Here is a 20,470-nt window from a genome sequence, read left to right as displayed (position 1 = left end):
TCAATATTGTCCCACCAGCACGTCGGTATAAAGCTCGCCAGCCTCAGGCTCGGGCGATTGTTCGGCGAAGTCGGCGGCTTCGGTCACGATGGCGCGGATCTCCTTTTCCAGCTTCTTCAGCTCGTCCTCGCTGACGCCCACGGCCTCCAGCTCCTTCTTGAGCTGATCGATCGGATCGGACTTGTCGCGAACGGCCTGGACTTCGTCGCGCGATCGATATTTGGCGGGATCCGACATCGAATGGCCGCGATAGCGATAGGTCTTCAGTTCGAGCAGGATCGGCCCCTTGCCGCCGCGCACCCATCTAACGGCTTCCTCGGCGGCGCCGCGCACAGCGAGCACGTCCATGCCGTCGACCTGGATGCCCGGAATGCGGAAGCTTTCGCCGCGACGGTACAACTGGTCCTCTGCCGACGACCGGTTGACGCTGGTACCCATTGCATATTGGTTGTTTTCGATCACGAAGATGATCGGCAGCTTCCACAGCTCGGCCATGTTGAAGCTTTCATAGACCTGGCCCTGGTTCGATGCGCCATCCCCAAAATAAGCCATCGCGACGCCACCATCGCCGGAATATTTGTGCTTGAAGGCAAGGCCGGTGCCGAGGCTGACCTGCGCACCGACGATGCCATGGCCGCCATAGAAACGATGCTCGACCGAGAACATGTGCATCGAGCCACCCTTTCCGCGGCTGATGCCGGCGGCGCGGCCGGTCAGTTCGGCCATGATCAGCTTCGGGTCGATGCCATAAGCGAGCATATGGCCGTGGTCGCGATAGCCGGTGATCACCGAGTCCTTGCCGACTTCCAATGCCGACTGGAGCCCGACCGCAACAGCCTCCTGGCCAATATAGAGATGGCAGAAGCCGCCGATCAGACCGAGGCCGTAGAGCTGGCCCGCCTTTTCCTCGAAACGCCGGATCAGCATCATCTGCCGATAGAATTCGAGCATTTCGGCCTTGGTGGCCTCATACCGTTCCGGTTCGGCGGGGCGCTCCCTGTTCGGCGCTGCTGGTGCGGTGACTGCGCGCGCCTTGGGCGCGATAGATTTGCGCGGCGCAGCCTTGGTGGTTGTGCGCGGCTGTGCTGGTTTCGCCAAGCAAATTGCTCCTTGTCCTGGGGAGGATGTTGACCGCTTATAGGCGGCGCTGGGCGCCGATTTCAACGCGTAGCAGCAGAGAGTGCCGATTTAGTCGCGCGGGATGATGACTTCGTCCGGGCGGACTTGCCCGGTCGAGCGGCGGACAAGCTCGTCGCCGAAATCGGGATCGACCCTGGCGGGGTCAAGCAAGTTTGCGTGATGGCGCAGCCGATCGCGCATCGCCTGGGCGTGTTGCAGTTCGCTGATGCGCAACTGGAGCTGGCTCTTGTAGCCGCCGAGCGCAAGTAATCCGTTGGGACCGATCAGCGCTGCACTGGCGAAATAGCCGATGATGAGAATCGCCACCGCCGGTAGTACGGCACTGCGAGCCATCTGCAGAAGAGGGGCGCGATTCATGTGACCACAGAATCACTGATGACTCCGGCGATCAAGCCTTAAACGGCGCTGGGTGCTGAAAAGTAGATATTTTTTATGAAATTAAGCCGTCCCGTAGCCAGGATCGGGGGCGCGCAGCCTCCGCGAAGCCGGCTCCGCGGAATATCGGCGGCAATCTTTCGGATCCGGAACAGTGGCTCGTGCCCGGATCATTGCGATCATAGCTCCCCAAGTAACGATAACGCGCCGCGATCTTACGCCGAACTGCTCCAGGCAGAAATCGCTGCCGATATCGATTGACCGGGCCGGCGGGCGCGTTGCAGCTGCAGTGACACGGTGCTGGTTTCCCACAGGGGGTGGTTTTTTCGTGCCCCGCGCGATAGGCGCACGGGATGCGGCCCTATCGTTATGCGATTGCGCTCGGATCCAACCGGCGCCACGGCCGCCATGGCGCGCCGGCTGACGTGGTGCGCGCCGCGACGGCTGTGCTGGAATCGGCGGGGCTGGCGTTGATAGCCGAGTCGCCCGTGATCGCCACGCCCGCGCTCGGCCCGGCGGGACGCGGCTTCGCCAATGCCGCGATCATCGTCGAAACACTGCTCGAACCACCTGCCTTGCTGGCCTTGCTCAAGGCGATCGAAGCTGCGTTCGGCCGGCGGCGCGGCCGGCGCTGGGGGGCTCGTGTGCTCGATCTGGACATCGTGCTGTGGTCGGAGGGCCGATGGCCGCGCTATGGCGGGCGCCGCCTCATCATTCCCCATCGTTCGCTCGAAACGCGTGACTTCGTGCTGCAGCCGCTCGAGCGCGTCGCGCCGCAATGGCGCGTGGGGTCGGGAGCGAGAACAGTGAGACAGGCGCGAGCGCGGCTTATCCGTCGCGCGGGTTGACCCTGGCAGCCGCGACCAATAGGGAGGCGGCGTCGGTGGGTCCGTAGCTCAGTTGGTAGAGCAAGCGACTTTTAATCGAGAGGTCCCGGGTTCGAATCCCGGCGGACCCACCAGGCATGCCCATGTGCTGCCATGCTACTATTCCCCGCCGAAAGCGTGCGGACGGGTTCGGATGATCTCAGCCTATGTCTAAGGCTGATCTCTCAATTAGGTGCCTCGAATAGTTCGGCGCTGGCAACGGTTCCTGCAGCATTAACCCTTGCTTCTTACGCGGCCTTAAGGCGCAGCGGATTAGATGAAGCTTGGATATTCACGGGAAGGATGGTCCAATGCAGAAGTTCATCAACCTTTGTCGCGACAGTCGCGGCGCAACGGCGATCGAATATGGCCTGATTGCCGCGCTCATCGCCGTTGCCGCGATCACCGCGATGAGCGCGCTGGGCAACCAGCTGTCGACGACGTTCAGCAACGTCAGCACCAACATGAAAGCCACCTGAGCCGGGCTTCGACCGTTTCCGCTGTCCTCGCCAGTGCGTATCTTCTGGCGAGGGCCAACATGGCGGCGGCGAATGATCCATCATGGATTCATCTGCCGCCGCCATAGGAACGCGCTGGCTTGAGTCGCAAGACGACCTTCATTATCGGCCCGTAACGATAGGGACCGATCGGGATCGGCTCGATTCTGTGAAGGGGGTTCAATGCTTCGTTTTCTGACTGCGGCGGCTGCCGCTGCGCTATTCGCGGCGCCAGCGATGGCAGACAATGTCTACATCGAGCTGCATAGCGGCTATGACGGAGTCACTTATGCCGGCAACACCTATGGCGGCATCGCCTATGGTGCCGGGCTCGGCTATGAAGTCACGCTTGGCGGCAAGGTCTATGCGGCGATCGAAGGCAATGTCGACGATAGCTCGTCGAAAAGCGACTTTTATGGGATCAAGTCCGGCCGCGATCTTAGCGCGGTAGGCAAGCTGGGCGTCGGCGTCACCGACAATCTCAGCATCTATGTGCTCGGTGGCTATGCCAATGCCAGGCTCAAGGGCTTCGGCGGCAGCATCGATCTCGATGGCGCGCGGGCCGGGATCGGCTGGCGCTATGACGTCGGCAAGGCGTACATCAAAACCGAGTTTCTATACTCAAATTATGAGCTCGGCTTCACCCGCTATCAGGGCATGGCAGGCCTCGGCTACAAGTTCTAATCGACGATCCCTCGCGCCGGGGCCTTGCTCCGGCGCGGGCCGTTCCCTAACTGTTCGCGGGTGACTCAGGATGTTCCCGCCAATGAACCCGGCTATCTGCGCGGGCTGAACGCCCCTCAACGCGAGGCGGTGCTCACCACCGAAGGTCCGGTGCTGGTGCTCGCTGGCGCGGGAACGGGCAAGACGGCGGCACTGACCGCGCGGCTGGCCCATCTGGTGGCGACACGCCGGGCCTGGCCGTCCGAGATCCTCGCCGTTACCTTTACCAACAAGGCTGCGCGCGAAATGCGCGAGCGGGTCGGGCGGCTGCTTGGCCAACAGGTCGAGGGCATGCCCTGGCTGGGCACCTTCCACGCTGTAGCCGCACGAATGTTGCGCCGCCACGCCGAGCTGGTCGGCCTGACCCCCAGCTTCACGATCCTGGACACCGACGATCAACTGCGGCTGCTCAAGCAGTTGCTGGCCGCCGCCGATCTCGACGAGAAGCGGTGGCCCGCGCGACAGCTCGCCGGCCTGATCGACCGCTGGAAGAACCGGGGATTGACTCCCGCCGATCTGGATGCCGGAGAAAGCGAGCTGTTCGGCAATGGTCGCGGCGGTGAACTGTACCAACAATATCAGGACCGGCTGCGCGCCGTGAACGCCTGCGATTTCGGCGATCTGCTGCTGCACATGCTGACGATCCTGAAGACCCACCGCGACGTTCTCGCCGATTACCAGCAGCGCTTCCGCTATGTCATGGTCGACGAGTATCAGGACACCAACAGCGCCCAATATCTTTGGCTCCGGCTGATCGCGCAGGAGCGCAAGAATATCTGCTGCGTCGGTGACGACGACCAGTCGATCTATTCCTGGCGCGGTGCGGAGGTCGCCAACATTCTGCGTTTCGACCGCGATTTTCCGGGCGCGACGGTGATCAAGCTCGAACAGAATTACCGCTCCACGCCACATATTCTGGCAGCGGCCAGCGGACTGATCGCCCATAATGGCGGGCGGCTGGGCAAGACGCTGTGGACCGAGGAGGGCGAGGGCGAGAAGGTTCGTATCGTCGGGATCTGGGATGGACCCGAGGAGGCGCGCCGGGTCGGCGACGAGATCGAAGGCCATCAACGTGGCGGCGGCAAGCTCGACGACGTCGCGATCCTCGTGCGCGCGCAGTTCCAGACGCGCGAGTTCGAGGACCGCTTCATCGCAATCGGGATGCCCTATCGCATCGTCGGGGGATTTCGTTTCTACGAGCGCGCTGAAATTCGCGATGCGCTTGCCTATATGCGGGTGATCAGCCAGCCGGCCGATGACCTGGCGTTCGAGCGGATCATCAATACTCCCAAGCGCGGTCTCGGCGACAAGGCGGTCGCCAAGCTTCACCAGTTGGCCCGGCGCGAGGCGATTCCGCTCACGCTTGCCGCCGCGCGCATTCTCGGCACCGATGAGCTGACCCCCCAGGCGCGGCGCTCGCTCGGCAACCTGGTCGGCGACATCGCCCGCTGGCGGGACCTGTTGGGGCAGCTTCCGCATGCGGACGTGACCCGGCAGCTGCTCGAGGAATCGGGTTACATCGCCATGCTCCAGAACGAGAAATCGACCGAGGCCGATGGCCGGCTGGAAAATCTCAACGAGCTGGCGCGGGCGATGGAAGAGTATGAGAATCTCTCCGATTTTCTCGAACATGTCAGCCTGGTGATGGATAACGATGCCGATGCGGAGACGGCAAAGGTCACGATCATGACGATCCATGCGGCGAAGGGCCTGGAGTTCGGCATGGTGTTCCTGCCCGGCTGGGAAGAGGGTGTTTTTCCTTCGCAGCGGTCGCTCGACGAGGGCGGCAATGCCAGTCTCGAGGAGGAACGACGGCTCGGCTATGTGGCGATAACGCGGGCGCGGCGGCGCTGCACGATCCTGCACGCGGCCAATCGGCGTATCTATGGCCAATGGACTTCCTCGATCCCTTCGCGTTTTGTTGCCGAGCTGCCGGGCGGGCATGTCGAGGCAGAGACGACAATGTCCGGCGGAGAGTCGCTGTGGCGTGCGCAATGGTCGGAACATGCCGACCCCTTCGCCCATGTGAGCCGAGCTGCCGGCCGCGGACCCGGATGGCAACGCGCGACGGCGGCAGGCGGCCTCGGACAACCATCGGCGGGTGCGCGGGTCGTCGAGGCCCGCGCCTCCGCCGTTAGCTTCGCGCAGCCCTCGCGCAAGGACATATCGGTCGGTCAGCGTGTCTTCCATAGCAAGTTCGGCTATGGCTCCGTCGTCGAGATCGAGGGCAACAAGCTCGAGATCGATTTCGAGCATGCCGGCCGAAAGCGGGTACTCGACAGCTTTGTCAGTCTGCCCTGAGATGGAATTATCTACTGTAAAAGTAGAAATCGTTGTGATCTGCCTCTTGGGTGGTTGCCCGGTCGATCAGCAAGCGCCTAGAGGAGCGGCATGACGTTGCGCGGTCCCTTATCAATTTCGGCCTACAGGCATTATTGGGGGGCGCGTTTGTGCTCGACGATGGCGCTCAACGCGATGGGCGTGGTCATCGGCTGGCAAGTCTATGACGTCGCTCGCCGCACCATGGGGCCGCGCGAGGCGGCGGTGCAGCTGGGGCTGGTCGGCCTCGCGCAGTTTCTGCCGCTCATGCTGCTGACCCTGGTCAGCGGCTGGACCGCCGACCGCATCGATCGTCGATGGATCGCCCGTTCGACGACGGTGCTGGAGCTGCTTTGCGGAGCCGCGCTCGGCCTGGTGACCTGGTACGATGCGGTGACCTTGCCGGCGCTGTTCGCCGTGGCGGCGCTGCTCGGCGTCGGGCGTGCTTTTGCAGGCCCGGCGCTGCAGGCCCTGTCCCCCAATCTCGTTCCGAAGCAGCTTTTGCCGGCGGCGATTGCGACTAGCTCGATAGCTTGGCAGGTCGGCGCAATCGCAGGCCCGCCGCTGGGCGGCTATCTCTATGCGATATATCCGCCGCTCGCCTATGCGGCAGGCACGCTGCTGCTTGCCGTGTCATCGATAATGCTGATGCTGATCGGGCCGGTGCCCCGCACGTCGCTCGACGGCCGACAGAATCCATGGGGGCAGATGATCGAGGGATTCAGTTATCTGCGGCGCAATCGCCTGGTGCTCGGCGCGATATCGCTCGACCTGGTCGCCGTCCTGCTAGGCGGCGCGACCGCGATGCTGCCGATCTATGCACGCGACATATTGCACATCGGCTCATCCGGGCTAGGCCATCTGCGTGCCGCGCCTGCGGCCGGGGCGGCAATCGTCGCGATCTGGCTGAGCCGCCGACCGCTGCGCCACAATGTCGGGGTCAAGCTTCTCGTGGCGGTCGCCATCTTCGGCATCGGCACCATCGGCTTCGGGCTATCCTATCGGGTGCCCGATCCAGAGGCATTTGCACTGCTATGCCTGGCATTGCTGGGCGCTGCGGACATGGTGTCGGTATATGTCCGCCAGTCGCTGGTCCAGCTCTACACGCCGGACGCGATGCGTGGACGGGTCGGTGCGGTGTCCGTATTGTTCATCTCGGGTTCGAACGAACTCGGTGAGGTGGAATCGGGTTTTCTAGCCTCAGTTATCGGCCCGGTTGCAGCGGTGGTGGCCGGCGGCGTCGGCACCATAGCCATAGCAGCCTTGTGGGCAAAACTATTCCCGGAGATACTGCGCGCGCGGACGCTCGATCCGCCTGCGTCGTTCGAGGATGTGCGAGTTCAGGAGAAAGCAGCATGACCAGTTTTGCATCGATACTGGAGACGATCGGCAACACGCCGCATGTTCGTGTAAACCGCCTGTTCGGTGACGCCGAGGTGTGGATCAAGTCCGAGCGCAGCAATCCGGGCGGCTCGATCAAGGACCGTATCGCACTCGCCATGATCGAGGACGCCGAAAAGGCCGGCAAGCTCAAGCCGGGCGGCACGATCATCGAACCGACCAGCGGCAACACCGGCATCGGCTTGGCTCTCGTTGCGGCGGTCAAGGGTTACAAGCTCGTGCTGGTAATGCCCGATAGCATGTCGGTCGAGCGGCGCCGGCTGATGCTGGCCTATGGCGCGAGCTTCGATCTCACGCCTCGCGAGAAGGGCATGAAGGGAGCGATCGAGCGTGCGCTTGAGCTGCAGGCGCAGACGCCGGGAGCGTGGATCCCCCAGCAGTTCGAGAATCCCGCCAATATCGATGTACATGTCCACATGACTGCAGAGGAGATATTCGCGGACTTCAAGGACGCGCCGATCGACATCCTGATAACGGGTGTCGGCACCGGCGGCCATATCACCGGCTGCGCGCAGGTGCTCAAGCCACGCTGGCCGGGGCTGAAGGTGTTCGCGGTGGAGCCCACCCTGTCTCCGGTGATTTCGGGCGGCCAACCCGGGCCACACCCGATCCAGGGGATTGGCGCCGGCTTTGTGCCCGCAAATCTGCACACCCAGCTGCTCGATGGTGTGATCCAGGTCGATCCGGCTGACGCCAAGGAATATGCGCGCCGGTCGGCGCGTGAAGAGGGGATGCTGGTCGGCATCAGCTCTGGCGCGACGCTGGCGGCGATCGCCCAGAAGTTGAAAGAAGCACCGGGTTCGCGCGTGCTGGGCTTCAACTACGACACGGGTGAGCGCTATCTGTCGGTGCCGGATTTCCTGCCGGAATGATCGAAGCGCGCGTCATGCTCAATATGTTTCAGCATGACGCGAAAAGAAAAGGCGCCCCGTTTTCGGAGCGCCTTCTTGTTACATTGCGGGCAGCAAGCGCTTCTCGCCGGCGATGCGCATCATCGCTTTCTGCAGCTTGTCAAAGGCACGGACCTCGATCTGGCGAACCCGCTCGCGGCTGACGCCATAGACCTGGCTGAGCTCCTCGAGTGTCTTGGGCTCATCCACCAGCCGGCGCTCGACCAAGATGTGCTTCTCGCGGTCGTTCAGCGCGGCAAGCGCCTCGTTGAGCATGTTGTGGCGCACGCTCTTCTCTTCCGCGTCGGCGATCCGTTCGTCCTGCAACGGGCCCTGGTCGACCAGCGCATCCTGCCATTCGCCTTCGCCGTCTTCGCGCATCGACATGTTCAGCGACGCGTCGCCGCCCATCGACATGCGCCGGTTCATGTTCGTGACCTCTTCCTCGGACACGCCGAGATCGGTCGCGATCTTGCGAAGATCCTCGGGCTTGAGATCCCCGTCCTCGAAAGCGTCGAGCTTGGATTTCATCCGCCGCAGGTTGAAGAACAGCTTCTTCTGCGCGGCGGTCGTGCCCATCTTCACCAGGCTCCACGACCGCAGGATATACTCCTGGATCGACGCCTTGATCCACCACATCGCATAGGTGGCCAGGCGAAAGCCGCGATCGGGCTCGAATTTCTTCACGCCCTGCATCAGGCCGATATTGCCCTCGGAGATCAGTTCGCTCGCCGGCAGGCCATAGCCGCGATAACCCATCGCAATCTTCGCCACCAGGCGCAGATGCGAGGTCACGAGCTGCGTCGCCGCTTCGGGATCGCCATGCTCCTGAAAGCGCTTGGCGAGCATATATTCCTCTTCCGGCTTCAGCAGCGGAAACTTCCGGATCTCGGCCAGGTAGCGGTTGAGGCTCTGCTCCCCGCCAAGTGCGGGGATCGTGGCGGGCACGTTCTTTCCGCTTGCCATGATCATATTACTCCCCATCTAGATGCCCAACGGGACCATCCGCATAATTGCCAATGCGGTACGGCTAGCGATCCAGGCTCGAATCATCCTCGTACCGATCTGTAACATCTATATCATGTTCTTTTTCAGTTCGCTGAACAAATCGAGCATATCCCGCGGAATTTCGCTATCGAAACATAAAGCCGCGCTTGTTACCGGATGAATGAACCCCAGACGCGCAGCGTGGAGCGCCTGCCGCTTGAAATTCAAACGGTTGAGGAGCTCCCGGTGTTCCGGCCGGGATCGGCCATAGACCGGGTCGCCGAGCAATGGATGGCCGATTGACGCCATATGGACGCGGACCTGGTGGGTGCGCCCGGTCTCGAGTCGGCATTCGACCAGTGCGGAAGCCTTCAGCCTTTCCACGGTCTTGAAGTGTGTCACCGCGCGCTTGCCGCGCCCGTCCTCGACGACGGCAATCTTCTTGCGGTTGGCAGACGATCTCGCCAGCGGTGCGTCAATGGTGCCTTCGCCGGGCCGGGGGATTCCCGCGACGATCGCCTTATATCTGCGATCGATGCTATGCTTGGCGAATTGCGCCGCGAGGCCGACATGAGCGGGGTCGGTCTTTGCCGCGACCATCAGCCCCGACGTGTCCTTGTCGATCCGGTGGACGATGCCGGGCCGTTCGACACCACCGATTCCGGACAGGCTTCCCCGGCAATGATGGAGCAATGCATTGACAAGCGTCTTGTCGTAATTACCGGCGGCAGGATGAACGACCAGTCCGGCCGGCTTGTCGATCACGATCAGATGCTCGTCCTCATAGGCGATGACGAGCGGAATATCCTGCGCTTCGTTATGCGCGGGCGCGGGATCCGGAACCGTCACGGCGAACGTCGCTCCCTCGGCGACTTTCATCGCAGGGTCGCGGGCGAGCAGCCCATCGGCAGCTGCCACCTGACCCGATGAGACCAGCGCCTTAAGCCGTTCGCGAGACAGGGTCGGCAGAGCCGCGGCCAATGCGCGGTCGAGCCGCCAGCCTGTGGCATTGTGAGGCACGATTGCCTGCAATATCGATTTCCCCCCGGCCATCCTGTAGCGATGTGGCGATGCGCCTGACGATATCAAGCCCGTTTATAGCGGAAATGCTCAAAGCTGCGGCGGCCAGCCCGGAGGCGGAGATTTGCGGCCTGCTCCTGGGACGCGACGATGTCGTGGAGGCGGTCCTGCCTTGCACCAATGTCGCGGGGGATCCACGCGACAGCTTCGAGATAGATCCGGCTGCTCTGATATCGGCGCATCGCGCCGCTCGGGCCGGAGGCGCGACGCTGATCGGCCATTATCATTCGCATCCGCACGGCGCCGCCACACCGTCGGCACGCGATTCCGCCGCCGCCGAGCCTGGAAGCTACTGGATCATCATCGCCGGCACCCATCTGCGCTGCTGGCGCGCCTCCCACGGCGGACGCTTCGATCCCGTCGCGATTGCCGCACCTGACGGCTAGCTGCTCCATAATCGTCGATTGCGAAACCGCGCCGCCCTTGCCAAAAGACGCGACCCGTTTCGCGCACTGAGGAAATAGCCCCATGGTCAACCGCTCGGCCGAGTTTGCGAGCCTGCTATGCTCGCGTCTGTGCCACGATCTGTTGTCCCCGGTCGGCGCGCTGAACAACGGCCTTGAACTCCTGGCCGACGAGACCGACCCGGAGATGCGGGCGCGCTGCATGGAATTGCTGGCTGAAAGCGCGACCGCCTCCGCCAACAAGCTCAAATTCTTCCGGCTTGCCTTCGGCGCAGCAGGCGGCTTCGGGGAACTGGTGGATACGCGCGAAGCACGCGCTGCCGTCGAGGGCTTGCATGGCAATGGCAAGGTGAAGCTCGGCTGGATGGTAGAGGCGAATGCGCTGCCGAAGGGCGCGATAAAGGTGCTGCTCAACCTGGCCCTGATTGCCGGCGATGCGCTGGTCCGCGGCGGCCAACTCGATGTCGCCGCTGAGGGTGGCGAGATCGTTATCCGCGCGGAGGGCCCGCGCCTCGTGCTGGATCCCGAACTGCGCAATGCGCTGCTGGGTGAAGTCGACCCCGATATGCTGAGTCCTCGTGCTGCGGCGTCATGGCTCGTCCATCTGCTGGTGAGCGATCAGGACGGCACGGTGCAGGTTTCGCAACCCGAGGACGGAGTGCTGATGATCGGTGCCAACCTGCCCAACGCTTAAGCGCGGGCAAGCCTTTACTCCTACATTTGCCTCAGCCGGATTCGCGGCTTTTGCACCGATTCAGCACAGCGCGGCACCCTTTTGCGTTTTAACGCCTTGACGGGGGCGGAACAAATCTACGACGGCGATCTTCGGATTCGTTTGGGGGCGTATCCGACGTACTCTATCAGCCGGAAAAAACGGCTGACAAATTCCAGGGGAAATGAATGTCGACGCTTTCGGGCACCGGTGGCGATAATTCACTTGCCGGCGGAAACAACGCGGACTCGCTGACCGGGTTCGGCGGCGACGACACCCTCGCCGGCAATGGCGGCAATGACACGATCAGCGGCGGCGACGGCAATGACCTGCTCGATGGCGGCAGCGGCAACGATCGGCTCGTCGGCGGGCGCGGCAACGATATCTATGTCGTCGATGCCATCGAAGATGTCGTGGTGGAGCTTGCCTCGGCTGGGACCGATACGATCCGGACTTCGCTGACGTCGTACAGCCTCGCCGGTCTGGAGAATATCGAACGGCTTGCCTTTACCGGCTCGGTTGGCGCCAGCGGCATAGGCAACGCAGGAGACAACATTCTGACCGGGGGTACCGGCGGCGACACGCTCGACGGTGGGGCAGGCACCGACACGCTCCGCGGCGGCGATGGTGATGACCTTCTCGTTCAGATTGGCGATTCGACAGGGGTCGAGCGTTTTGAAGGTGGCTCGGGCGCTGACACCCTCCGTATCTCCAACTCCGTTGTGACCGAAACCGAAAACGGTCCGAAATATTTCGTCAACCTGAGCGGAAGCGTACTTCTGTCGGTCGAGAAGCTTGCGTTCCGTTCCGCCGCGCAGACCGAGTTCCTGCTGACGGTCAACCTGGAGCAGCTTTCCGACGTCACCACATTGGCCGGCGGTGCCGGATTCGACCGATTGATCGTCAATGCCGGAAAAAGCGGAACCTACCAGTTGCCGAGCCTGGCTCTCACCAGCTGGTCGGCGGACGACCTTGTCTACCTGGTGGGCGAACGCGCCGTCGATTACACGCTGAAGGCGTCGGCCAGCCACGCCGGTACGCAGATCCTCACCGGCAATCGCGGCAACGACGTTCTGGAGGGGGGAGCCGGGAACGAGATCATGGTCGGCGGTGGCGGTAACGATACGCTGATCGGCGGTGCAGGTGGGGACCGGATGATCGGCGGCGGCGGAGACGACCTCTATGTGCTCAACACAGCAGGCGGGCAGGTGGTCGAAGAGGCTGGCGGTGGCACCGATATGGTCCAGACCACTCGATCCAGCTTCAGTCTCGCCAAGCTCACCAATGTCGAGGCCCTTGCCTATACGGGCAGCGGGGCGGCGAGCCTCATCGGCAATGTGCTGGATAACATGCTGACGGGCGGAAACGGAGCCGACACATTGGACGGCGGTGCGGGAAACGATCGATTGAGCGGAGAGGGCGGCGACGATGTTTATATCATCGACGGCTCCGGCGATGTTATCGTTGAACAAGCTGCCGCTGGAACCGATACGATCCGCACAGCCCTGAATAGCTTCAGCCTCGCCGACATCGCCAATGTCGAGAATGTCGTCTTCACCGGCACGGGTGGCGTCAATCTGATAGGAAATGCCGCGAGCAACGTCCTGACCGGTGGAGCGGGCGCTGACACGCTGGATGGCAGCGGGGGTATCGATCGCCTGGTTGGCGGCGGCGGCGACGATGTTTACCTCGTTGACGCAAGCGGCGATGTCGTGGTCGAGGCGGCTTCGGCGGGCATCGATACGGTTCGCACCATATTGCCGAGCTACAGCGTGGCGGATCTGTCCAACGTCGAGAATATCGTCTTCACGGGCACGGGTGCAGCCAACCTGACCGGCAACGCGGCGAACAACCAGCTGGTCGGCGCAGCCGGTCCGAACACGCTGGTTGGTGGCGGCGGCGATGACACGCTGGCTGGTGGCGCCAGCGATGACACGCTGGACGGCGGCGAGGGAGCCGACCAGCTTAGCGGCGGAGCCGGGAACGACCTGTACATCGTCAACGGCCCTGGCGATCTGGTGGTGGAGGACATCTCGGGCGGCAGCGATACTATCCAGACGGCCATGACAAGCTTCAGCCTGGCCACTGTGCCCAACGTCGAAAATCTCCGTTATAGCGGTTCTGGCGATGCTTCGCTGACCGGCAATGCCGGCGCCAATATATTGATGGGTGGGGCGGGCGACGACCGATTGATTGGCGGCGGCGGACGCGACACCCTCACCGGCAACGCCGGTGCCGACCGCTTCGTGTTCGCGCGCGGCGATGCCGCCTATGCCACGCCTGGTTATGTATCCGACATCATCACGGATTATCAGGATGGCAGCGACAGCTTCTCGCTAGTGGGCGGGATTGGTAGGGGGACCGGTCATGTCCTCCATGCCGGGCAGGGGCTGATACTCGGCTCGATGGCTGCCGCGTTCGGCTATGCTCAGGCCCTTCTTAACGCTCACGACGCGGCGCGAGATGTCGCCGTACTCAGCGTTGGAACCGATAGCTACCTATTCTACAACGATGCGGGCGGGGCGACGATCAACTCGATCATCAAGCTCGCTGGCGTTGCCGATGCGTCGATGATCGACGGCAGCGATTTCGGAAGCTGAATACTCGCCCGGCAGCGTAGGGTTCAGCGTCGTAAACCCGCTTTTAACCAAAACAATGCCATCACTCTTCCCGATACTGGTTCAGGAAGGGTGAGATGGACGATCTGCTCGGCGATTTCGTCGCGGAAACCCGCGAGACGCTCGAAGCGCTGGGCGGTGAAATCGTTGCGTGGGAAGCCGCGCCCGACGACCGCTCGCGGCTCGACGCGATCTTTCGCTTCGTCCACACGGTAAAGGGAAGTTGCGGCTTTCTCGATCTGCCGCGGCTCGAAAAGCTCAGTCATGCCGCAGAGGATGTGCTGGCTGACGTTCGTGCGGACCGGCGCCGTCCCGATCCCAAGCTCGTCAGCGCCGTACTTGCGGTGATCGACCGTATCGCCGAACTTGCCGACGCTATCGAGACCGGCCATGTGGTCGCCGAAGGCGACGATCACCTGCTTGTCGCCGCGCTTCAGCCCGGCGCGGTCGATCCTGAGCCGGAGACGGCGATGCCCGCCGAGATGACGACAGCGAACGCCGCATTGACGCCGCGCACCGTTTCGCGCACGATCCGGCTTCCGGTCGACCTGCTCGACCGCATGATGGCCGGCGTTTCGGACATGGTGCTCGCTCGCAATGAACTCGCCCGGCGGCTTCGCGACGATGGCACCGAATCGACTACCGAAGTCGCTTTTGAACGGTTGTCGCTGTGCATCGCGGAGATGCGCGATGCCATCACCCGAACCCGAATGGCGCGGGTCGAGCACCTCTTCACGGCGTTGCCGCGGATGGTGCGCGATATCTCCACCGAGTTGAACAAGCATGTTCATCTCGAGATAGATGGCGGTGATGTCGAACTCGATCGGGAAATGATCGAGATGATCCGCGATCCGCTGACCCACATAGTGCGCAACGCGATCGATCACGGCATCGAACCGCCTGAAGCCCGTATACTGGCAGGCAAACCGATGGCAGGTCGGCTCCATGTCAGCGCCCGGCAGGTCGGCAACCAGATTCTCATCGAAGTCATCGATGACGGCCGCGGCATCGATGCCGACCGTCTCGTCCAGAAGGCGATCGCGGTCGGGATCATCAGCCAGGAGCGCGCTGCAACGCTCAACTGGGATCGCAAGCTCGAACTGATCTTCGAACCAGGCTTGTCCACGGCGCAGCAGGTCACGGCGATCTCGGGCCGCGGTGTCGGCATGGATGTCGTGCGCGCCAACGTCGAGCGAATCGGCGGTCTCGTCGATATCGACAGCCGGCCCGGAAACGGCCTGCGCCTTACCCTGCGAGTGCCGCTCACGCTTACCATCATCCCGGCGCTCACCATCAGCAGCGGCGGCCAGCATTTCGCCATTCCACGCTCGGCCATCGACGAGATCGTCCGGATCGGCGGCGACGCAGTGAAGATGAGTCAGCTTGGCGGTGCCGATATCGTGTTCATCCGCGGCACGCGTTTACCGGTCGTATCGCTGGGCGATGTGCTCGGCTTCACCGACAAGGCGCGGCAGACCAATCTCGTCGTGCTCAAGCTGTCCGGCGGGGCGCGCTATGCGCTCGCCGTCGAGGCGGTCCATGATCATGAGGAGCTGGTGGTAAAGCCGGCAGCGCCCGTCGTCATGGCGTGCGGTATCTATGGCGGCACCACCTTGCCTGACAACAGCCGGCCGATGCTGCTCCTCGACGTAGCGGGGGTTGCCGAAAAGGCCGGCATCCGACGGGAGGACAAGGGCAGCGCCGAAGCCGTCACCGAGCACGTCGAAGAGGTGCAGCACGAAGAAGGCGCTGTGCCGGTGCTGCTGTTCCGGGATCTCGACGGCATCGAACGCGGCGTGCCCCTCGGACTGGTCGAGCGCATCGAGGATTGCTTCGCGTCTTCGATCAGCAAGACTGCGGGCCGTGCCCGGCTCAACATCGACGGCCGGTTGGTGCCGCTCGTTTCCTGCGGCGCGGCGATTTCCGAGTCGAAGGTCCGCGTGCTCAGGATGCATGACGGCAACGAGGAGCTCGCTTATGCGATCGACAGCGTAATCGACATCGTGCCGGTCGCGATCGATTTGCAGCGCAACACCGTCCCGGGCCCGGTTTCCGGCGTCATGCTGGTCGAAGAACGGCCGATCGAGTTCATCGACGCTTTCTGGCTGTTCGCGCAAGGCGCGGGTGGTGATGCGAAGCCTGCCCACCGTCCGGTCTGCCTGCTCGCTGACGACGACCCGTGGACGCGGCAGGTGCTGGCGCCGCTGGTCGAAGGGGCGGGTTACAGCGTCGTCTATTCCGACGACGAGGGAGCCGCAGCGGCAGATCTCGTTATCGTGCCCGATGGCGCAGCGCTCGACAGCACCGGCACCTGCAGCATCCTGCGCTTACGCCCGACGGCCGAGGAACGCGGTGCGTCGCCCGACAGCCTGTGGCGATATGACCGGCCCGGTCTCACCGCCGAGCTGCGGCGGCATTGGAGCAAGCGAAACGCATGATGATGAACGATCTCTATCTCATCGTCGAAGTCGCCGGCCAGCGCGCCGCGCTTCCGGCTTCCTTCGTGGAATCGGTGGTCGAGGTCGAGGATATCGCCCCGGTTCCCTGCGCGCCGCCGCACGTGTTCGGCCTGTTCGCCTTGCGCAGCCGCGTGTTGACCGTGATCGACACCATCGCCGCGCTCGGCGGCAATCGCAGCACGGCCGGAGAGAAGCAGGCGGTAATCGTTACCGTGGACGGGCATCTGTACGGACTGCTCGTCGACAATGTCGATGACGTCGTGGCAATCGAAGGTGCGCCGGCCGAGCCGCGGGCGCTGCTCTCGCCAGGTTGGGTGCAGTTTTCCCGGGGGGTGCTCGAATATCAGGGCCAGCCTTTGTTGTTGATCGACGTTCCCGCGATGGTTGCCGGCCCAGTCCATCTTGCGGCGTGAAACCGGCATTAACGCCGCGCTTACAAGTTCCTCGCTATAGTGCTCGCACTGCATAGCCAAGACGGAAGATCGTGATGAAGACCTGCCTGGTGGTTGATGATTCCAAGGTGATCCGCAAGGTCGCCCGTCACATATTGGAAGCCTTGCATTTCAACGTCGAGGAAGCTGGCGACGGGCGCGAGGCCCTCGACCGCTGCAACGCCGGCAACCTGCCAGATGTCATCCTGCTCGACTGGAACATGCCGGTGATGAGCGGCATGGAGTTCCTGAGGTCGCTGGGCGATGCGGCGATCTCCAATCGCCCCAAGGTGGTGTTCTGCACGACCGAGAACGACGTCGCACATATTCGCGCCGCGATCGATGCGGGGGCAGACGAATATATGATGAAGCCTTTCGATCGCGAGACGCTGGAAAGCAAGCTGCAGCTCGTCGGCGTCGCCTGAGTCATGGCGCAGGCGGGCCTCAATGGCAGCGTCAGATATAGGAGTGCGGATGGCAGCCGATCGGCGGTCAGGCCCATTCGTGTGCTGTTGGTCGACGACTCGCTCGTCGCCCGCACCGTGCTGGCGCGGCTGCTCGAGGCCCGTCCCGAGTTCGAGATAGCAGGCGCTGCGCCCACCGCTGACCAGGGCATCGTCTTTCTCGCAGGTCACCAGATCGACATCGTCGTCCTCGATGTCGAGATGCCGGGCAAGGACGGCCTTACTGCCCTTCCCGAGATCCTTGCCGCCAGTCATGGCGCGCGGGTGCTGATCGTATCGTCCGCAGCCGAGGCAGGCGCTTCGGCGACCGTGCGGGCGCTGACCCTGGGCGCCGCGGATACTCTGCTCAAGCCGACGGCGGGGAACTTCGCCGGCGAGTTCTCGCACAAGTTCATCGAGGCGCTGTTGCGGATCGGCCACGCCCGCCATCTCCCCGAAAAGCTGGAAAGCAAGGCACGCGACGCAGCGCCGCGGGCTATCGCGCCGGTGCCGATGATATCGTTGCGACCGACCAGGAGCGGAAAGATATCCTGCCTCGCCATCGGCGCGTCCACGGGCGGGCTACACGCGCTGTCGGCTTTTCTTCGGCAGCTGTCGCCGAGCTTCGATGCGCCGATTCTGATCACCCAGCATCTGCCGCCACCCTTCATGCCCTATTTTGCGGCGCAGCTTCGCGATATCGCCGGGCGGCCTGCATCTGTGGCTGCCGACGGGATGGCGTTAAGGCCCGGTGAGATGTTCATCGCGCCGGGAGAGGGGCATATCCGCCTGGCTCGCAAGGGTAGCCGCATCGTGATCCGCATCGATGCCACCACGGCGCCCAGCCGCTGCATGCCGTCGGTCGATCCGATGTTCGAGGCGGTGGCCGAGGTCTATGGCACGGAAGGAGTCGGCGTCGTCCTCACCGGCATGGGACGGGACGGCACGATCGGCGCAGAGGCGATGGTGCGCTGCGGCGCGGAAATTCTGGCCCAGGATGCGGCTACGTCGGTGGTCTGGGGTATGCCGGGCTCGGTCGCGCAGGCAGGGCTTGCCTCGATGGTGATGGCGCCGGAGGGTCTCGCGCGCCATGTCTGTAACCGGGTGGCAGGCCCGGCGTGGAAGTAAGCTCCCGCGCCGGCCTCGTCATAGCTCGCCTGTTCGAGAAGGCGACCGGGCAATTGTTGTCACAGGATCGCTTCTGGCGAATTGAAACAACCCTTTCCCCCCTTTGCCGCGCGCGCGGGATCGAAAGCTTCGATCATCTGGCTTCCGCACTGGAGCGCTCTGCCGATCCCGAACTGTCGCTCGACATCATCGACGCGCTTCTCAACAACGAGACGAGCTTTTTCCGCGATACCGCTGTGTTCAAGCTGATCGGCGAGGAGGTCCTGTCCCGGCTGACTGCAACGCGGCAGCGTGACAAGCGGTTGCGCATCTGGTCGGCGGCCTGCTCGACCGGGCAGGAGGCGTATTCGCTGGCGATGCTCTTCGCTGAACAGGGCGAGCGTTGGAATGGGTGGAAGATCGAGATACTGGGGAGCGACATCTCCCGTTCGGCAGTTGGCCGCGCGCGGGCGGGCCTCTACACGCAATTCGAGGTGCAGCGCGGGCTGCCGATCCGTCATCTGGTGAATTGGTTCGATCCGGTGCTGGATGAGGGCTGGCGCGCCAAGCCCCAGCTGGCATCGCTGGTCACCTTCACGCGGCATAATCTGCTCGGGCCACCGCCTGCCGGTGGGCGCTTCGACCTCATCCTGTGCCGAAATGCGCTGCTCTACTTTTCACCCGAGCGTCGCCACCAGATGCTCGAAGGTCTGGCACTCGCCATCGCGGGTGACGGCGTGCTTCTGCTCGGCGCGGGGGAAACCGCGCTTGGCAGCTCCAACCGGTTCATAAGCGACCCGGTGTTGCAGGCGGTTTATCGCCCCGCCGGCTACGCCGCCGTCGCAAACGCCGCCTGACGCGTTGCTAGCCCTCCAATGCGGGGGTAAGGCACGGTCATGAGCGAGATGATCGATTGCCCGTCGCCGAATTATGACGAGCGCGCGTTGCCGGTCTCGATGCTCGTGCTGCATTATACCGGCATGGAGGACGCGGCTTCCGCGATCGCGCGGCTGACCGATGCCGATGCCAAGGTTTCCAGCCATTATCTTGTGGCCGAGGACGGTCAGATCGTTCGGTTGGTGCCGGAGGAACGCCGCGCCTGGCATGCGGGCAGATCATTCTGGCGCGGGATCACCGACGTTAATTCAGCCAGCATCGGTATTGAGATCGTCAACCCCGGGCACGAGCTTGGCTATCGGCCGTTCCCCAGGGCGCAGATGGATGCACTGGTGCCGCTGATCGCCGACGTCACAAAGCGCCATGGCATAGCGCCGGCCAATGTCGTCGGTCATTCGGACGTTGCGCCCCAGCGCAAGCAGGACCCCGGCGAACTGTTCGACTGGGAACTGCTCGGCAAGCTCGGGTTGGCCATCAAGCGGCCGCGGCACGGGCTGCAGGATCCGCATTGGACTCCAGGTGGCTTCCTGCTCGCGCTCGAACGCTTCGGCTATGACGTCAGCGACGGCCCTGCGGCGGTCACCGCCTTCCAGCGCCGGTTCCGCCCCGAGACTATCGACGGCATCGCGGATGGCGAGACGCGCGGTATCCTGCTGAGGTTGCTGCTCCACCGCGAGGGCGACGCGCTGCTTGAGCCCAGCGGCAAAACGCCCTAACAGCGTCCCACCAGAGGGCCAGGCGATCGCTGCGCACCGTTTATGCGGCGCGGGGAGGAAAGTCCGGGCTCCAAGGAGTAACGGTGCCGGGTAACGCCCGGCGGGGGCGACCCCAGGGACAGTGCCACAGAAAGCAGACCGCCCGGCGGACTCTTCGGAGTTCCGGGCAAGGTCGAAAGGGTGCGGCAAGAGCGCACCGCGGACCCGGCAACGGGAACGGCATGGTAAACCCCACCGGGAGCAAGATCGAATAGGGACGGCATATGGGCTACTCCGCCCGGTCGTCCGGGTTGATTGCTGGAGGCCGGGTGCGAGCCCGGTCCTAGAGGAATGATCGCCCATCCAGCGCGAGCTGGTGGACAGAACCCGGCTTATCGGCCCTCTGGCTTTGACCTTCCATTGCAT

General features: G+C 63.4%; 19 protein-coding genes, 1 tRNA gene and 1 other RNA gene. 17 read left to right on the top strand and 4 right to left on the bottom strand.

Features of this window, described 5'->3' with window-relative positions; genetic code table 11:
- On the bottom strand, positions 1–1,098 hold the full coding sequence (gene pdhA / locus AC1DQK_RS03495; RefSeq protein ID WP_477867441.1) for a pyruvate dehydrogenase (acetyl-transferring) E1 component subunit alpha: 1,098 nt from the start codon (positions 1,096–1,098) through the stop codon (positions 1–3).
- 90 nt (positions 1,099–1,188) lie between these two features.
- Positions 1,189–1,497 (bottom strand): FtsB family cell division protein, encoded by a 309-nt coding sequence (locus AC1DQK_RS03490; protein ID WP_477867439.1) that lies wholly within the window; start codon positions 1,495–1,497, stop codon positions 1,189–1,191.
- 371 nt (positions 1,498–1,868) lie between these two features.
- Here AC1DQK_RS03490 and folK point away from each other — a divergent pair, with 371 nt between their 5' ends.
- From folK to cysK, 7 genes are all read left to right on the top strand, one after another.
- On the top strand, positions 1,869–2,363 hold the full coding sequence (folK, locus tag AC1DQK_RS03485) for a 2-amino-4-hydroxy-6-hydroxymethyldihydropteridine diphosphokinase (protein WP_477867437.1): 495 nt from the start codon (positions 1,869–1,871) through the stop codon (positions 2,361–2,363).
- Positions 2,364–2,400: 37 nt separating this feature from the next.
- Positions 2,401–2,476: transfer RNA gene (locus AC1DQK_RS03480), tRNA-Lys, on the top strand.
- Between the two features lie 216 nt (positions 2,477–2,692).
- The gene (locus tag AC1DQK_RS03475; RefSeq protein ID WP_477867435.1) at positions 2,693–2,860 is read left to right on the top strand and encodes a Flp family type IVb pilin; all 168 of its coding nucleotides are present in this window, start codon (positions 2,693–2,695) and stop codon (positions 2,858–2,860) included.
- A 201-nt stretch (positions 2,861–3,061) separates the two neighbouring features.
- A complete protein-coding gene (locus tag AC1DQK_RS03470; RefSeq protein WP_477867433.1) occupies positions 3,062–3,562 on the top strand; it encodes an outer membrane protein in 501 nt (166 codons plus the stop codon).
- Positions 3,563–3,622: 60 nt separating this feature from the next.
- Positions 3,623–5,902, top strand: a complete 2,280-nt coding sequence (locus AC1DQK_RS03465) for an ATP-dependent helicase (RefSeq protein ID WP_477867431.1) — start codon at positions 3,623–3,625, stop codon at positions 5,900–5,902.
- Positions 5,903–5,992: 90 nt separating this feature from the next.
- Positions 5,993–7,279: an MFS transporter gene (locus AC1DQK_RS03460; RefSeq protein WP_477867429.1), complete on the top strand. Its 1,287-nt coding sequence runs from the start codon at positions 5,993–5,995 to the stop codon at positions 7,277–7,279.
- Positions 7,276–8,193 (top strand): cysteine synthase A, encoded by a 918-nt coding sequence (gene cysK / locus AC1DQK_RS03455; RefSeq protein WP_477867427.1) that lies wholly within the window; start codon positions 7,276–7,278, stop codon positions 8,191–8,193. The genes AC1DQK_RS03460 and cysK overlap by 4 nt, the downstream gene beginning before the upstream one ends.
- Positions 8,194–8,271: 78 nt before the next feature.
- Here the strand turns inward: cysK and rpoH are convergent, their stop codons facing one another.
- Together rpoH and AC1DQK_RS03445 are read right to left on the bottom strand one after the other, a co-directional pair.
- Entirely contained in the window at positions 8,272–9,177 is a 906-nt protein-coding gene (rpoH, locus tag AC1DQK_RS03450; RefSeq protein WP_340315296.1) for an RNA polymerase sigma factor RpoH, read from the bottom strand.
- Between the two features lie 108 nt (positions 9,178–9,285).
- Positions 9,286–10,251 (bottom strand): RluA family pseudouridine synthase, encoded by a 966-nt coding sequence (locus AC1DQK_RS03445; RefSeq protein WP_477867425.1) that lies wholly within the window; start codon positions 10,249–10,251, stop codon positions 9,286–9,288.
- A gap of 17 nt (positions 10,252–10,268) precedes the next feature.
- On the opposite strand from AC1DQK_RS03445, the gene AC1DQK_RS03440 reads away from it, so the two are divergent.
- The 10 genes from AC1DQK_RS03440 (at position 10,269) to rnpB (ending at position 20,455) form a co-directional block, all read left to right on the top strand.
- Positions 10,269–10,664 (top strand): M67 family metallopeptidase, encoded by a 396-nt coding sequence (locus AC1DQK_RS03440; RefSeq protein WP_477867423.1) that lies wholly within the window; start codon positions 10,269–10,271, stop codon positions 10,662–10,664.
- 82 nt (positions 10,665–10,746) lie between these two features.
- On the top strand, positions 10,747–11,376 hold the full coding sequence (locus AC1DQK_RS03435) for a histidine phosphotransferase family protein (protein WP_477867421.1): 630 nt from the start codon (positions 10,747–10,749) through the stop codon (positions 11,374–11,376).
- A gap of 206 nt (positions 11,377–11,582) precedes the next feature.
- Positions 11,583–13,994 (top strand): beta strand repeat-containing protein, encoded by a 2,412-nt coding sequence (locus tag AC1DQK_RS03430; RefSeq protein ID WP_477867419.1) that lies wholly within the window; start codon positions 11,583–11,585, stop codon positions 13,992–13,994.
- Between the two features lie 95 nt (positions 13,995–14,089).
- On the top strand, positions 14,090–16,450 hold the full coding sequence (locus tag AC1DQK_RS03425; protein WP_477867417.1) for a chemotaxis protein CheA: 2,361 nt from the start codon (positions 14,090–14,092) through the stop codon (positions 16,448–16,450).
- Positions 16,447–16,884, top strand: a complete 438-nt coding sequence (locus AC1DQK_RS03420) for a chemotaxis protein CheW (protein ID WP_477867415.1) — start codon at positions 16,447–16,449, stop codon at positions 16,882–16,884. The genes AC1DQK_RS03425 and AC1DQK_RS03420 overlap by 4 nt, the downstream gene beginning before the upstream one ends.
- Positions 16,885–16,958: 74 nt before the next feature.
- Positions 16,959–17,327: a response regulator gene (locus AC1DQK_RS03415; RefSeq protein WP_477867413.1), complete on the top strand. Its 369-nt coding sequence runs from the start codon at positions 16,959–16,961 to the stop codon at positions 17,325–17,327.
- 3 nt (positions 17,328–17,330) lie between these two features.
- Complete coding sequence (gene cheB, locus AC1DQK_RS03410) at positions 17,331–18,473, top strand: chemotaxis-specific protein-glutamate methyltransferase CheB (RefSeq protein WP_477867411.1); 1,143 nt, start codon at positions 17,331–17,333, stop codon at positions 18,471–18,473.
- Entirely contained in the window at positions 18,464–19,309 is an 846-nt protein-coding gene (locus AC1DQK_RS03405; protein WP_477867409.1) for a CheR family methyltransferase, read from the top strand. The genes cheB and AC1DQK_RS03405 overlap by 10 nt, the downstream gene beginning before the upstream one ends.
- Positions 19,310–19,348: 39 nt before the next feature.
- Entirely contained in the window at positions 19,349–20,065 is a 717-nt protein-coding gene (locus tag AC1DQK_RS03400) for an N-acetylmuramoyl-L-alanine amidase (RefSeq protein WP_477867407.1), read from the top strand.
- A gap of 10 nt (positions 20,066–20,075) precedes the next feature.
- Positions 20,076–20,455, top strand: an RNA gene (gene rnpB, locus AC1DQK_RS03395) — RNase P RNA component class A.
- The last annotated feature ends 15 nt before the right edge of the window (positions 20,456–20,470 follow it).

The organism is Rhizorhabdus sp. P4_G5, from assembly GCF_056401065.1.
Note: the sequence above shows the minus strand (reverse complement) of the source record. Positions and strands in the feature narration are given on the sequence as shown.

Coding starts and splice junctions, on each gene's coding strand:
- AC1DQK_RS03440 (WP_477867423.1), top strand. CDS start 10,269: ATGCGCCTGACGATATCAAGCCCGTTTATAGCGGAAATGCTCAAAGCT.
- AC1DQK_RS03490 (WP_477867439.1), bottom strand. CDS start 1,497: ATGAATCGCGCCCCTCTTCTGCAGATGGCTCGCAGTGCCGTACTACCG.
- AC1DQK_RS03415 (WP_477867413.1), top strand. CDS start 16,959: ATGAAGACCTGCCTGGTGGTTGATGATTCCAAGGTGATCCGCAAGGTC.
- AC1DQK_RS03445 (WP_477867425.1), bottom strand. CDS start 10,251: ATGGCCGGGGGGAAATCGATATTGCAGGCAATCGTGCCTCACAATGCC.
- AC1DQK_RS03425 (WP_477867417.1), top strand. CDS start 14,090: ATGGACGATCTGCTCGGCGATTTCGTCGCGGAAACCCGCGAGACGCTC.
- AC1DQK_RS03435 (WP_477867421.1), top strand. CDS start 10,747: ATGGTCAACCGCTCGGCCGAGTTTGCGAGCCTGCTATGCTCGCGTCTG.
- AC1DQK_RS03400 (WP_477867407.1), top strand. CDS start 19,349: ATGAGCGAGATGATCGATTGCCCGTCGCCGAATTATGACGAGCGCGCG.
- cysK (WP_477867427.1), top strand. CDS start 7,276: ATGACCAGTTTTGCATCGATACTGGAGACGATCGGCAACACGCCGCAT.
- AC1DQK_RS03420 (WP_477867415.1), top strand. CDS start 16,447: ATGATGATGAACGATCTCTATCTCATCGTCGAAGTCGCCGGCCAGCGC.
- AC1DQK_RS03460 (WP_477867429.1), top strand. CDS start 5,993: ATGACGTTGCGCGGTCCCTTATCAATTTCGGCCTACAGGCATTATTGG.
- cheB (WP_477867411.1), top strand. CDS start 17,331: ATGGCGCAGGCGGGCCTCAATGGCAGCGTCAGATATAGGAGTGCGGAT.
- rpoH (WP_340315296.1), bottom strand. CDS start 9,177: ATGGCAAGCGGAAAGAACGTGCCCGCCACGATCCCCGCACTTGGCGGG.
- AC1DQK_RS03470 (WP_477867433.1), top strand. CDS start 3,062: ATGCTTCGTTTTCTGACTGCGGCGGCTGCCGCTGCGCTATTCGCGGCG.
- AC1DQK_RS03430 (WP_477867419.1), top strand. CDS start 11,583: ATGTCGACGCTTTCGGGCACCGGTGGCGATAATTCACTTGCCGGCGGA.
- AC1DQK_RS03475 (WP_477867435.1), top strand. CDS start 2,693: ATGCAGAAGTTCATCAACCTTTGTCGCGACAGTCGCGGCGCAACGGCG.
- folK (WP_477867437.1), top strand. CDS start 1,869: ATGCGGCCCTATCGTTATGCGATTGCGCTCGGATCCAACCGGCGCCAC.